This window comes from Variovorax sp. 278MFTsu5.1, assembly GCF_048305045.1.
In the GTDB taxonomy this organism is placed as follows: domain Bacteria; phylum Pseudomonadota; class Gammaproteobacteria; order Burkholderiales; family Burkholderiaceae_C; genus Variovorax; species Variovorax guangxiensis.
Window position 1 is genome coordinate 412,555 of record NZ_CP157623.1, and the last position, 13,933, is coordinate 426,487.

Below are 13,933 nucleotides of genomic sequence, written 5' to 3' on the forward strand. Positions count from 1 at the left end.
GCCCGGCCCCGCACATGAACCATCCCAACCCGCTGCCCCTGTCCGGTGTTCGCGTCCTGGACCTGTCCCGGGTCATGGCAGGGCCACTGTGCGCGATGGCGCTGGCGGACCTCGGCGCCGAGGTCATCAAGGTGGAGCATCCCGAGCGCGGCGACGACACGCGGGACTGGGGCGTTCGCATCGGCAGCCACAACACCTCCTACTTCAACAGCTGCAACCGCAACAAGCGCTCCATCTGCGTGGACCTGCAGGCCGAGGAAGGCCGCGACGTCGTGCGCGATCTGGCCACGCGCTGCGACGTGGTGATCCAGAACTTCAAGTACGGCGGCGCGCAGAAGATGGGCCTGGGCTATGAGGACCTGAAGAAGGTCAACCCCGGTATCGTGTACTGCTCGATCTCCGGCTATCCGGTCCTCGGGCCCGAGAAGGCCCGCCCCGGCTACGACCTTGTGGTCCAGGGCGAGACCGGGCTGATGGCGATGAACGGCGAGGAAGGCCAGGGACCGCTGAAGTTCGGCGTCGCCGCGGTCGACATGTTCACCGGCATGTACGCGGCGCAGGCAATCCTGGCCGTGCTGTACGCGCGCACGCGCACCGGCGAGGGACGCCATGTCCAGATGTCGCTGTACGACAGCGGCATGATGATCACCTCCTACTATGGCCTGACCGCCTGGCTGAACAAGGGCGACCCCGCCAAGTTCGGCAACTCGCATCCCTCGATCGTCCCCTACGGCGTGTTCGACGCCGCGGACGGACCGGTGGTGATCGCGGTGGGCAACAACAGCCAGTTCCGCAAGTTCTGCGAGGAAGTCATCTTCTGCGCCGAGCTTGCGCGCGACCCGCGCTTCGAGAAGAACACCGAGCGCTCGAAGAACCGCGGCGAGCTGCTGCCCATCCTGCTTGCGCAGATCCGGCAGCACACGCGGGCCGAGCTCATCGAACGCATGGACCGCGCAGGCATTCCCTGCGGCGAGGTGCTGGGGCTGTACGAAGCCCTGCAGTCGCAGCGCACGCAGCAGGCGCAGGTATGGCACCGCTTCGAGGATGCCGAGGCGGGCCCGCAGGCCGTGCATGCGCCGCCCTACGTCATCGATGGCACGCGCACGGGCGTGCGCCACCCCCCGCCGCACCTGGGCGAGCATACGGCCGAGGTGCTGGGCGAGCTGCTCGGGCTGCCGCAGGAGCGGCTGCAGGCCCTCGGCGAGAAGCACGTCATCCGGTAGCGCGGTACCGCCTCGTCCCGCGCACCGGCACACGCGAACGAACGCAGGCTTGCGATACCCGCCTCAGTCGTCCAGCCGGTAGCCCGCCGCGGCGATGGTGCGCTTGGCGATGTTGAGCTGGTGGATCTGGCTGGTGCCCTCGTAGAGGCGGAACAACCGGACGTCCCGGTAGAAGCGCTCGATCGCATGGCCCTGGATGAATCCCGTGCCGCCCAGCATCTGCACGCAGCGGTCGGCCACGCGCCCGCACATCTCGGAGGCGAAGTACTTGCAGATCGAGGCCTGCATCGCCACCTCCTCGCCGTCGTCGCGCTGGCGCGCGGTCTGCAGGATCAGCGCGCGGGCGGCCTGGATCTCGGTCTGGCAATCGGCGATCAGCGCCTGCACCAGCTGGAAGCCGGCCACCGGCTGACCGAACTGGCGCCGCTGGCAGGTCCATGCGACCGCTTCGTCCAGCATGCGGATGGCCGGGCCGGTGCACAGCGCCGCCAGATGGATGCGCTGCTTGTTCAGCACCTTCATCGCGGTCTTGAAGCCCATGCCCTCGCGCCCGCCGATGAGGTTGTCGGCCGGCACACGGCAGTTCCGCAAGTGCACTTCCGACACCGGCGAGCCGGACTGCCCCATCTTGCGGTAGGGCTCGCCGGTGGACAGCCCCGGCGTGCCGCGCTCGACCAGGAAGGCGCTGATGCCGCGCGCGGTGGGGTCGGCGGGATCGGTGCGCGCCATCACAGTGAACAGGCCGGCGATGGGCGCGTTGGTGATGAAGCACTTGGTGCCATCCAGGACGTAATGGTCGCCGTCGCGCACCGCCCGGGTCTGCAAGGCGGTGGCGTCGGAGCCGGCCTGCGGCTCGGTCAGTGCGAAGGCGCCGGTCAGTTCGCCGCGCGCCAGCCGCGGCAGGAAGCGCTCTTTCTGCCGCGGCGTGCCGTCGGCCACCAGCGCTTCCGAGCCAATGCCGGTGTTGGTGCCGACGCGCGCACGAAAAGCCACCGAAGCCTGCGACAGTTCCATGGCCGCCAGCACCAGTTCCTCGGTGCTCATCCCGGCGCCACCCCAGGCTTCGGGGATGGACCAGCCGAAAAAGCCCCGGGCGGCCATGTCCTCGACCAGGTCGGCGGGCACCTCGTCGTCGCGCTCGACCTCGGCCTCGCGCGGGATCAGGCATTCACGCACATGGCGCCGCAGGTCGGCCAGGGTCTGCGGGAAGGAGGAAGGGTCTCGGATCATCGCGGCAGTCTAGGTGTGAAGACGCCGGGCGTTCCGCCCAGGGCGTGCAAAGGTGCTTTGTATGCCGTGTGGTTTGCTCCGGCCGCGGATGCGGCGGAGGCGGCGGATGGTCGCTGGTCGGACTTCGCCCCTCGGGTTTCCCCCGGGACCGCTCGCGTCGTGGCGCTCCATCAAAGTTGCGGGCACCAGGATCAAATCATCGGCGCGGATAGGAGCCGAGGACGCGCAGTTCGCGGTGCTCCTCCAGAAAGGCGGCCAGGGCTCCCTGCTTGGCATGTCCTTCGACTTCCACCAGATAGCGATGCGTGTCCAATGTCTTCTTGCTCGGGCGCTCGTAGATCGTCAGGATCCGCACGCCTGCCGCGCCGAACTCGGCCAAGGTGCTCGACAGGGTGGCATCCGAGACAGCGACCAGCAAGGATGTCTTGTCGTCGCCGGTGGGCGCCGGCATCTGCCGGCCGAGCACCCACCAGCGGGTGACGTTGTGCGGGCCTTCCTCGATGCCGTCGACCAGCGACACGAGTGGATAGATGTCTGCCCCGACCTTCGGCCCGAACGACGCCGCATCGGGCGTCGCGCTGCGCGCGACCGCCTGTGCGGCCGCGCCCGCGCTGGCTGCGTCGATGCGACGCACGCGGGGCATCTCCCGCTCGAGCCACGGTCGCACCTCTTCGAAGGCCACCGGATGCGCGTGGACCGCCACGATGTCTCCTCGCTTCGTCCCCGGTTTGGTCAACAGGCTGTATCCAAGCATCTTCGGGTACTCGGCGACGATGCGCACGTCGGGCAGGTCGATCACCGCGTCGAGGTAAGGCGTCGCGCCAACTGCGGAGGTCGTGGCGGGGACGCAGGCGCGCTCGATCTTTCCGTCGGCATAGGCCCTGAACAACTCGTCGCGCGACAACGGCACGAGATCCCTGGCACCGAACAGGTCCAGGCAAGCCTGGTGCGTCCAGCTCCCTGCCGGCCCCAGGTAGCCGATGGAGCCGGCAACGGCAAGGTCCGGGGAGTTTCCAAAGAGCGCCAGAACACAGGCAACAGCATTGATGGCTCTGAACTTCAGCATGGCGGCAGACAGAAAGTTGGCGGATGCAACGTGGTTCGTTGATGTGCTCGGGCTGGGAAAGTGTTTCGCATGTCAAGGGGCTGCCGCAACACCTTCGTCGTGTGCAATTCGAGGACCCTCGCGTATGCCCACACCCCGACCGGGGCGGCAGGCCGCTGTTGCGCGACATGCAATGGCAGGCCTTACCAGCACGGCACGGCACGGCACCGGAGCATCCGGACCTTCGTCTTCCAGTTCTGCGTAGCTACTCCCGGGGCTTCTCAGCGCAACGCGCCGACTCCATCCACCGCGCAACCCCCTTGCACTTTGCGCCAACACGAAGATCGAATTGATCTCGGCCTTGATCAGCCGTCACCCCATTGCGCGGCCATGCGCGAGAAGGCGGCGATCGCGTCGACCAGCCCTTGCATCGGCCTTGGGCTGGCCGCGAACCCCATCGAGCAAGGGTCATGTCCTGAGCTCGTGCACCACGGCCAGCGCTCGCTCCTCGGGAAGCCACCTGCCGCAGGCAACAGGCGCATCGTGGTGTCTTTGAAGAGTCCTGCCGTCACGCCTCCCGTGCCCAGCATGGATGGCCGACCAAGGGCATCGCGTACATGGCGAGGATCAGTTCGGTTTCGCCGTACAGCTCTCCGCTGCAACGAGGGCCGGCACGCCAAGCTGAGCAGAGTTGCGGCCTCGGGCGCATGCGAACTGAGATAGGCCAAGACCGGTTTGTGGGACAGCCGCAGGCAGTCTTCGATCGCGCCGGCCAACAGTTCGGGCCGACTGACGCCTGACGCCTGACGCCTGACGAACCAACGATGACCAGGACATCGTAGGTTGCGCTTGCCAGGAGGGCCGGGATCACCCCGCGCCGTAGATCCGGCCGCAGGCCCGCCAGGGCAACGTCGATCGGATTGCGATCGAGCGAGGTATGGTCGCCGCTTTGCAAGGCACGCAGCGCAACTGCCGCGAGCTCGTCGGCGCCGGGGCCTCGAATCCGCAGATCCCCCTGTCGGACACAAGCGTGCCGGCGCCCCCGTCGACGTGAAGAGGCGATCCGCCGGCCCCGCAGAACGCGCCTTGTTGCGAGTGCGGCCGAAATGTCCAGAAGGTCGCCAAAAGTTTGGGCGCGGATCACACCTGTCCTGCGGAACAGGTCGTCGTACATGCGGTCCGTGCCGGCCATCGCACCGGTGTGCGAGACGGCCACCTTGGCGCCCGCTCAGAGCACCTGACCTTGAAGGCACGACGGGCTTGCCTGCCATCGCCGCCTTGAGCGCAGCAGCCTGGAGCGCAACAGCCCGGAATTTCTCGGGACGCCGGATCGCTTCGATGTCAGCGCGATGACCCGCGTCACCGGATCGGCGAGTCAACGAGTTCAGCGAGACTGAGGCCGCGCCTCAACCAGCAGGAAGAAGGCTCTGTTGCGGCTTCTGCACCACCATCGATGCGCGCGGTCGCGCTAGTGGCCTAGTCGCTCGGCAATTTCCGGACGGCCAAGGCTTCGCACGGCAGCGAGGTTTTCGAGCTGGGCAGCCCGGGGGCGAGCTTTGCCTTGCTCCCAGTGGTAGATCGTCTGACCCGAGACACCGACAAGCGTCCCGTAATCGGCGGCGGACAAGCCCAGTTTGGCGCGGTGCGCCGCTACACGCGACGCGCTGAAACGTCGACGTGGACCGCCTTCTTCGTCGGACGGCGCCGCTTCTGCCGTCGACATCTTGCGCGAATCGAGCTTGGAGAGTTGCCGCACTGCTTTTTGCAAAGCAGCAATTTCACGCCTAAGTGCCGCAATTGCGCTGCGGTGTTGAACGCTTTGCTTCTTCAACGTTTCGATCTCCGCGCGCACCTCCTTGCGGGCTACGCGTGCGATCTCTTCCTTCAGTGCTGATGCGATATTTGGCATGGCCGCATTGTGCCTTCTGGGAGAGTTATATGACGCCGATTGATGGCAGAGTTCGGAGAACCTCTGAAAAATGATAGGTTCTGGGCATCAATGCAGTACGACCAGAAGGTTGGACTGAATCGCCCCGGGTTTTCTAGACACCTCTGAGCCTCAAACCTGAGGCCCAATAGGAGGTGCCATGAGTAAGCAGAGATATCCCGAAGAGTTCAAGGCCGAGGCGGTCAAGCAGATCACCGAGCGCGGTCACAAGGTGGCCGATGTGTCGGCCCGGCTGGGCGTGAGTCAGCACAGTCTTTATCAATGGATCAAGGTCCAGCGCATGCCCGCCGGTGATCGGCAGGCGCAGGTGTCGCAGACAGACGAACTGCGGCGGCTGAAGGCCGAGCTCAAGCGTGTGACCGAGGAGCGCGACATCCTAAAAAAGGCCGCAGCGTACTTTGCCAGGCAGTCCGGGTGAAGTACGCATTCATCGAGCGCCATGAAGGCGAGCACAGCGTTCGCAGCCTGTGCAAGGTCATGGCCGTTCACCCCAGCGGCTACTACGCCTGGAAGGTCGAGCCGACGAGTCCTCGTGGCAAGGACGATCAACGTCTGCTGGGCCTTCTCAAGCATGCCTGGCTGGAGAGTGGCTGCGTCTATGGCTACCGCAAGTTGACCATGGACATGCGCGATCTGGGCGAGACATGCGGCAAGCATCGCGTGGCTCGCCTGCTCAAGCTCGAGGGGCTGCGCTCCCAGACGGGCTACCGCCGACGGCCTGCAAGTCGTGGTGGCAAGCCTGCCGTGGTCGCCCCCAATCACCTGCAGCGACGCTTCATCGTCAGCGAGCCCAACCAGTCCTGGGTCACGGACATCACCTACATCCGTACCCACGAGGGTTGGCTGTATCTGAGCGTGGTGATCGACTTGTTCTCGCGCCATGTCATCGGCTGGTCTATGGGGCACCGTATCGATACCGAATTGGCCCTCAATGCTTTGTTGATGGCTTTGTGGCGGCGCCAACCCAAAGCGACGGTCACCGTGCATTCCGACCAAGGCAGCCAGTTCACCAGCCATGACTGGCAAGGCTTCCTGCGCGATCACAACCTGGTGAGCAGCATGAGCCGGCGCGGCAACTGCCATGACAACGCAGTCGCAGAGAGCTTCTTCCAATTGCTCAAGCGAGAGCGCATTCGCCGAAAGATCTATTTGACGCGCGATGAGGCCAGGGCTGATGTCTTCAACTACATCGAGATGTTCTATAACCCCAGGCGTCGCCACAACACCGCTGGCGACTTGTCGCCCGTAGAGTTCGAGCGACGCCATTTCCAACGGCTCAAAGGTGTCTAGAAAACCCGGGGCGATTCAGTCCGGCGCGCTGGATCCACGCCTGTACAGCCTCTCGGGTTCCAGGCGTGAGCTCGAACTACACCGGGCGCCGGGTCTTGTGCTCCATCACCGTCGCCCGTGGCGCATCCTGGCCCCCGTGACGGACATCTCTGACTTTCAGGCTGACAAGATCGCAGCCCCGCAGCTTGCTATCCAGGCCCAAGTTGAAGAGAGCGAGTTCGCGCGCTCGCCCCTCCAGTTGCACCCGCACCCGCAGCGCCCAGATTTCCTTAAGCTTGAACGGTGCCTTCTGGCCGACGATCTTGCCTTTGTTCCAGGGTACACGGCTGATTGCAGTGTTTGCTGATCCCATGATGGTCTCCCATCGAGTTGAGGGAGCCTCAGCATGCGCGGACGGACTGTAGCTGTCCTTTAACGCCGCGCCCACGCAGTGCTTGCCTTCGTTGCGCTAGGCATCGGCCTTCACGGCCACATTTGACCTCTGCAAGGAGCACAATCGGCTCAAAAGCCGACCAGCAGACTCCTCGAGACAAGCGCAGGAAAGCCTTGTTCAACGCCGTGCGCATTTCGTCACCGATACTGCGGTGCACTCCGCCACCCCAGCACGCTCGGCGCTAACTCAAATCAACTCATCAGTCAGACGCGCGGCTTGCGCATTCTTCGCGTGCAGCCGTCAGATCTCGCCAGTCATGTCATGGGGTTCGCGCCCGCAGTCCAAGTGGCCAGCTCGAACTACAAAAACGGTGTCAACCTCAGGTCGGTCAACACCGGCGACCTTTTTCGAAGATGCCAACACTTCTGATTTGATTGGGATCGTGAGCGCCCTTCAGATTCGAAATGCGTCATAGCGCCGTCCGATACACGCCAACGTCTATTTCATATCGGAGATATTGGAATGTCTGCAATATAGGCGAGATGCCGACAGGCTTGCGACTGCAAAAATACCGACGGAGCCTGCTGGACTATTTTTCTACCCATCAAGCTGCGAAAGCATGTCCAGCGAATAGTAATTTCTATTTAATTCCAAATCGAAATCGCGCTGCGAATTTTTGTTGCGAGTCAGGTTGCGGTCAGATATCTTCGTCGAACGGCGAGAGCGGCAAAAATTAAGCCCAACAACTGCCATGTGAAGTCCTGCGCTCTTTCGAGCGCAGGGGAGTCTTGCCGCATCATAAAACCTTTAAAGGCGACTCATGCTCGCAAAAATATTTCTTCGAATTTTCTCGGTCTCTGTTCTGACTGCAGCAGCAATTCCACTCGATGCGAGAGCCCAGGAGATCATAAATCCTTGTCGCATCGAAAATGGAACAAGCGATTATCCACCAAATCTTCAGAGATACGAACTCGGCCACTTCAGGATCTTCTACACGACTACTGGCGATCACGCCGTAATTGATACCGCCGACATCAACGCAAATGGAGTGCCGGATTATGTGGAAAACCTTGCCAGACAAGCCGACTTCACACATAAAGCATTGACTTTCCTTGGATTCCGTAGCCCGCTGGAAAGCGCACGCTACAGAGCAGTCAAGTTCATCGATATTGGGGTCAAAGACCTTGGAGGCTATAACGGACTTTCATATGACGAGCCGTGGCGATACCCGAATATTCCCCTCAAGACCAACGACTGCACTGCGCTCATCGACATCCATCGGAACCTGGTTGGATTCCCCGGGAATTGGGCCATCGTGTCGCACGAGCTTTTTCATCTTTTCGGAAATAGCTACACGATGTTCAAGGCCAGCTGGGTCAGCGAAGCTGCATCGAAGTGGGCGGAATATATTGTGCGTGCAGGCTGGAGTACCGGACCAAGCGTGACACCATTGCCATCCACCATGGCCCAGATGGAGACGCTTGTTTTTCCCGAGCACTATCCCATGGAGTTCTGGAATCGACTGCTCCAATTCATGGACGCATCCCCCAATAATTCAGTCTATCTCCCGGCCCACCTTACGTCCGCAACCTATGTGGATGGCACATACATCATGAAGGACAGCTACTGGCGTGGAATGGCATTTTTCCTGGCCTTTTATCAGGCCTTAGACGCTGAAGACGACATCGTCAGTGCTGTCAATGGTTGGGGCCAATACAACTGGCTGGAATCAGATCAGAAGAACGTGGCGCATAACCAGCGGATCCTCAAAGTCCTTCAGCGAGTGGTTCGAAGGACCGGTATCAGTGATCCAGAGATCAACGCCTTCCTCGCCATCCCCTGAGCGCATACATCCGTGAAAGAGGTGCGGCGGGCCACGCCTCTTTCAGGAAGAGTACTTACAAAGCATTCGTCTGATGCATTTGCGGGCAATCTAATTTTGTTGTAAGTCAGGCTCTGGTCAGCTATCTTTCGCTCACCTGAAATAGCTGGAAAGTAGCCTTGAATGGCATACCTGAACGTGCCGGCAGTTGCCAAATCGACGGAGACCGCAGCAAAGATCGAGGCGACGAACTCCCTTCTGAGTCGCGTACGCCCTCAAGTCGACGCGCTGTGGAAAGAGGTCAAGTCCAGCGCGACGGCACTGCCCACGTGCACTCTTTTTTTCTCGATCACTACGGGGCATGAGCGTGCTCACATGACGAGGCTCAGTGCCAATGACCTCGATGAAGCCTGGCATGAGGGCATCAAGGAAATGCAGGCTTGGTCAGCCAAACAATCGCTTGAGCCTCGTTGGCTGCGTATCGATGTGGTCGAACAGATGCATGCCACCCATTGGCAGGCGCTGCAGGCATTGCTGCGCACCGTCAAGCGCAACTACTTCCGCTCAGGCATCGCATTCGATGCAGAGCTCACCGTGGCCATGCTGGAGCAGGAGATCGGCGCAAACGCACTGTTGTACGACAACGAGGTCGAACACGCCGTGCCCAATGCCGCAACCCTCAAGACCTTCAGTAAACATCGTTTTGGGCGCGAACTGGCGTGGCCGTCCCGACCGGACGAGCCCGTATGGCTCTTCAGCACGCGCGCCGTGTTCACCGATGACAATGAGGTCCACGTACTCGAGCATCAGGGCCGCAACGCCGGCTATCGAATGCTTCCGCATTGGGGGGCGAGCAGTGTGCGCGCCGTCATCGACAGCAGCACGAGCTATCTGTCTCGGCAGGTGCGACCGTCCGGGGCCTACCACTACGGCTGGCTCCCCTGCTTTGACCGCCCCATTCCCACCTACAACTCATTGCGCCATGCGAGTTCGACCTACGCGTTGCTCGAAGGCTGGGAACTGACCCGCCGCCCCGAAGAGCGCGAAGCCATCGACCGCGCCTTGGCTTACCTGGCCAGCGACGCCATCCGCGAGGTGAAACTTTCATCGGGCGAACCAGCGGCTTTCCTGGTCGACCTGGGCGACGAAATCAAGCTCGGCGGCAATGCCGTCTGCCTGTTGGCTTTCGTGAAGTACACCGAGCTCACGAGCGACACGCGCTACGTGCCGCTGCTGGAACGGCTGGCCCGCGGCATCCTGAAAATGCAAAACCCGGCCACCGGGCAATTCGTACACGTGCTCGCCTACCCCGATCTGCGCGTCGTGCAGGAGAGCCGCACCATCTACTACGACGGCGAGGCGGCCTTCGGCCTGATGCGCCTGTACGGACTCACGAAGAACCCCATCTACCTCGCCGCGGTGGAAAAGGCCTTCGACCACTTCATCGAGACGAAACACTGGCAAGCACACGACCATTGGCTGAGCTATTGCGTCAACGAAATGACGCTCTACAAGGGCGACGAACGGTATTACCGCTTCGGACTGGACAACGTGCGCGGGCATCTGGACTTCGTGCTGGAGCGCATCACCACCTTTCCGACCCTGCTCGAGCTGATGATGGCGGCGCAGAAGATGATCGTGCGGCTGCAGGACGACCCCGCGAATGTGCATCTGCTGCAGGGCTTCGATCTCGACAAGTTCCACCGCGCACTGGAGTTCCGCGCGCGCTATCTGCTCAACGGCCATTTCTGGCCGGAGCTCGCAATGTTCTTCAAGAATCCGGCGCGGATCGTGGGCAGCTTCTTCATCCGCCACCATAGCTATCGCGTGCGCATCGACGACGTGGAGCACTACCTGTCGGGCTATGTGGCCTACCTCAAGTATCTCGAAGGCTCGCCGCGACTGGAACGCAAGGGGCCCGTGGTGCTCTGGGGCGGCGACGTGAACCTGGGTCGGCGCCAGCACTACATGGCCGCCCGGCTGGGCATGCAGCGTGTCCTCGCGCCGGTGCGGGCGATCGCACAGGCCGACCTCAGCATCGTGAACCTCGAGTGCGTGGTGGCCACCGGGGGCAAGCGCTGCATTCCCAAGGGCGAAGGCGGGCCCTACTATTTCCGGGCCCGCCCTGAGATGCTCGAAGTGCTGACGGCTGCCGGGGTCGACATGGTGACGACCGCGAACAACCATTCCGGCGACTACGGCCCCGACGCGTTGCGGGAGCACCTGCGATGGCTACGCGCCACTGGCCTCGCCCAGGCCGGCAGCGGCGGCAACCTTGAAGCAGCCCTGACGCCGGCCGTGCTTCCCGCTGGGCCGTACAACGTGGCCGTCTTCTCGCTCGACACGACCCAGCCGCGCTTCGCCGCCAGCATCGACACCCCTGGCAGTGCACATTTGTCCCTGGACGACCCCGCGCAGTGGACCGCCTGCCTTGCTCCGCGCATCGCCCAAGCCCGAGTGCGGGCCCAGGTCGTGCTGGTCGCAGTGCACTGGGGCGAGAACCGTGCGACTCAACCGGATGCCAGGCAATCGGCTGTTGGGCGTGCCCTCATCGATGCCGGCGCGGATGCGGTGCTCGGCGCTTCCGCGCACGTGCTGCATGGCGTCGAGTTGCATCGCGGGCGTCCCATCATCCACGATGCCGGCGATCTCCTGTTCGATGCTCGCCGCAGCGATGGGGGCGAAGGTGGCGTGTTCGAGCTGGAACTCGGTGCACACGGGGTCGATCGACTGGTGTTCGTGCCAGTGAACGTGGGCTTCGGGCAAAGCATCCAGCTGGAGGGGGCACCGGCGATGGCGGCAGCTCAGCGCTACGCAGCGCGCTGCGCCGAGCTCGGTGTTCAATTGGAATGCCGTGCCGATGGAACGGCCGCGATCGACCTGACTCCCGCACCGAGGGAACAGTCCCGTCTTCCTGCGCAGCTGCAGACGAAGAAAGCGGCACCGGTGCACTATGACCTGCGCGCCATACAGCGGCCACGCCCCGTGCCCGCAAGCTGCACGCGGGCTGAAGTGCCGCTTGAAGCTGCTCTGTCCGAGCCCCTTCGCATCGGTCCGCTGACACTGCTCGGGGTCGTCGCGCGCCCGCAAGAAGCCATCACCAGCCGTCGCAACATCTGGATAGAGACTTTCTGGCGCTGCGACGAACCTGTGACGCGCGATCACCGCATCGACCTTCGTGCCAAGCCCCTGGACAATTCGCCAATGCCTCCGTGGGGCTTCGGCATGGACCATGATCCGTGCGACTGGTTGATGCCCACGTCCCAATGGCAACCCGGCGCGATCTATCGGGACTACTGCCCGCTACGACCTCCTGAGCAGAAAGACTTGGTCAATGGGCGGCTGCAGTTGGAGGTGGCTCTGGTGCTGCGGCGCGAGCGGCAGCACGTGCACGCGCTGAACGTGTTTTTCGACCTGGCGGTTCCGGGCAAAGATGCCAAGCCGGAAGCCGATGCGCCGCCGGAATACCGCACCGAGTTTGACGTGGAACTGCTGACCAGCACGGATGACCAGACCTGGAATGCGGCGCAACTGGCGGCCATCACAGGGGGCACATGGACCGTCGAACCACCGCCTGGATGGTCAGTGCGCTCGGTGGTTTCCGGCGCCAAGCACATCCCGATGCGACATGCGCCAGTTCTCTATGCTGCGCACGACACACTCGACCGAGCTCGGCACGAGCAGAGCACCGCAACCGGGCAGCGCAACGTCGACCGCCATCGGCTGCTGCCGGAACTCGCCCCCAGCCTGGCAGGCGCCATCGTCAAGAAGCCGGTCAAGGGCCTGCCGCCGAACTTTCCGCTGCTGCAGGTGCACGACCCCATTCAGGCCATCATGGAACTCGGATTCGCTGCTCGGGCGCGCTACACTGGTGAGGTGATCGCTGTCACCGGCACTGTGGGCAAGTCGACCACTCTGGGGCTCCTGACGCAAGCGCTCGGGGGATCGCAGCGGGTTCTGTGCAGCGTGGACAACTACAACTCTCGCGTAGGTGCCCCGTCCACCTTGGCAAGTCTTTCCCCAGCGCACGAAGCCGCTGTCGTCGAAGTGGCACAAAGCGCGCTTTGGATGAAGCGAGGGCCCATCACGAGGCTCTTACGACCGACCATCGCGCTGGTGACGGCCATCGGTTTCTCGCAGACCAACTCCATGGTCAACTCGATCGACGATGTGGTGCGCTGGAAATCCCGCGTGTTCGATGGATTGAGCGGCCAGGCGACGGCTGTCGTCGGCGAGCACCTGGTGCATTTCGACCGGGTCCTGCAAGAAGCACGCAAGCATGCCAAGCGCTGCCTCGTCTTCGGACGCAGCGAGGCGGCGGACATCCGGCTGCTCAGCGTTCGCGGCAACGCCTATGGCTCCTGGGTCGAAGTCGAGACGCCGTCGGGAACAGTCGGGTTCTATGTGCCATTACCCGGCGAGGGCATGGTGAACAATGCCCTTTCGGTCGTGGCCGTCCTTCATGCGATGGGACACGATCTGGAATCGGGCATGGCGCGCATTGCCGGCTTCGAGCCTGAGGAAGGCCGGCTGCAATGGCACACGCTGTCCTGGGACGGCGTTCGCACCGAAGTGCTCGACGACAGCTGGAACGCCGAGGTCGAATCGATGCGCAACGCGTTCTCGGTGCTGGCGATCGACAAGCGCCGGCGCCATGGGCGCAAGGTCGCGGTACTCGGGCGCATTGTGCATCTCGGGGACATGGCCCGCCCGCTTCACGAGAGTCTGGCCGACCCGCTGGTGGCGTCCGGTGCCGAACTGGTGCTGACGCACGGCGACGAAATGCAATACTTGCGAGCGGTCATGCCCTCGGCCCTGCTGGGCCCTCACTTCGCATCCGCTGACGACCTTGCGCGCTACCTGCGCCGGGAACTGCGCGACGGTGACACGGTGCTGCTCAAGGGGTCGCGGCGCAATTCAGATTTCGGAGAGACATTTCCCAAGCTGCGGGCGCTGTCGGGCTCCAGCCTTGGGACAGGACGTTCCGGTTGGACACAATGAA

7 protein-coding genes and 2 pseudogenes are annotated in these 13,933 nt (G+C 63.0%); 4 read left to right on the forward strand and 5 right to left on the reverse strand.

Going from position 1 to position 13,933, the window contains the following annotated elements; translation table 11 throughout:
* The first annotated feature begins 14 nt into the window (after positions 1-14).
* Positions 15-1,223 carry a CaiB/BaiF CoA transferase family protein gene (locus ABL844_RS34045; RefSeq protein ID WP_418132094.1) on the forward strand — a complete coding sequence of 403 codons (1,209 nt, stop codon included), beginning with the start codon at positions 15-17 and terminating at the stop codon, positions 1,221-1,223.
* Positions 1,224-1,286: 63 nt separating this feature from the next.
* On the opposite strand, the gene ABL844_RS34050 is transcribed toward ABL844_RS34045, so the two are convergent.
* From ABL844_RS34050 to ABL844_RS34065, 4 genes and pseudogenes are all read right to left on the reverse strand, one after another.
* Positions 1,287-2,453 (reverse strand): acyl-CoA dehydrogenase family protein, encoded by a 1,167-nt coding sequence (locus tag ABL844_RS34050; protein WP_418132095.1) that lies wholly within the window; start codon positions 2,451-2,453, stop codon positions 1,287-1,289.
* A gap of 196 nt (positions 2,454-2,649) precedes the next feature.
* On the reverse strand, positions 2,650-3,516 hold the full coding sequence (locus ABL844_RS34055; RefSeq protein WP_418132305.1) for a prephenate dehydratase: 867 nt from the start codon (positions 3,514-3,516) through the stop codon (positions 2,650-2,652).
* Between the two features lie 263 nt (positions 3,517-3,779).
* A pseudogene (locus tag ABL844_RS34060) lies at positions 3,780-4,867 on the reverse strand (acetate--CoA ligase family protein); the annotation flags it as partial.
* 99 nt (positions 4,868-4,966) lie between these two features.
* Entirely contained in the window at positions 4,967-5,407 is a 441-nt protein-coding gene (locus tag ABL844_RS34065) for a helix-turn-helix domain-containing protein (protein WP_418132096.1), read from the reverse strand.
* Positions 5,408-5,585: 178 nt separating this feature from the next.
* Here ABL844_RS34065 and ABL844_RS34070 point away from each other — a divergent pair.
* A protein-coding gene (locus ABL844_RS34070) for an IS3 family transposase (RefSeq protein ID WP_418132097.1) occupies positions 5,586-6,736 on the forward strand; the annotation gives its coding sequence in 2 pieces (ribosomal slippage) (positions 5,586-5,832 and positions 5,832-6,736; 1,152 coding nt in all).
* Between the two features lies 1 nt (position 6,737).
* Here ABL844_RS34070 and ABL844_RS34075 read toward each other — a convergent pair.
* Positions 6,738-7,088, reverse strand: a pseudogene (locus ABL844_RS34075) (integrase); the annotation flags it as partial.
* Between the two features lie 841 nt (positions 7,089-7,929).
* Between ABL844_RS34075 and ABL844_RS34080 the strand changes: the two are divergent.
* Both ABL844_RS34080 and ABL844_RS34085 read left to right on the forward strand, forming a co-directional pair.
* Complete coding sequence (locus ABL844_RS34080; RefSeq protein WP_418132098.1) at positions 7,930-8,952, forward strand: hypothetical protein; 1,023 nt, start codon at positions 7,930-7,932, stop codon at positions 8,950-8,952.
* Positions 8,953-9,114: 162 nt separating this feature from the next.
* Positions 9,115-13,932 (forward strand): CapA family protein, encoded by a 4,818-nt coding sequence (locus ABL844_RS34085; protein WP_418132099.1) that lies wholly within the window; start codon positions 9,115-9,117, stop codon positions 13,930-13,932.
* Position 13,933: the final 1 nt, after the last annotated feature.

Bases quoted from the DNA above. Each gene is read 5' to 3' on its own strand.
- ABL844_RS34045 (WP_418132094.1), top strand. From the start codon at position 15: ATGAACCATCCCAACCCGCTGCCCCTGTCCGGTGTTCGCGTCCTGGAC.
- ABL844_RS34050 (WP_418132095.1), bottom strand. From the start codon at position 2,453: ATGATCCGAGACCCTTCCTCCTTCCCGCAGACCCTGGCCGACCTGCGG.
- ABL844_RS34065 (WP_418132096.1), bottom strand. From the start codon at position 5,407: ATGCCAAATATCGCATCAGCACTGAAGGAAGAGATCGCACGCGTAGCC.
- ABL844_RS34080 (WP_418132098.1), top strand. From the start codon at position 7,930: ATGCTCGCAAAAATATTTCTTCGAATTTTCTCGGTCTCTGTTCTGACT.
- ABL844_RS34085 (WP_418132099.1), top strand. From the start codon at position 9,115: ATGGCATACCTGAACGTGCCGGCAGTTGCCAAATCGACGGAGACCGCA.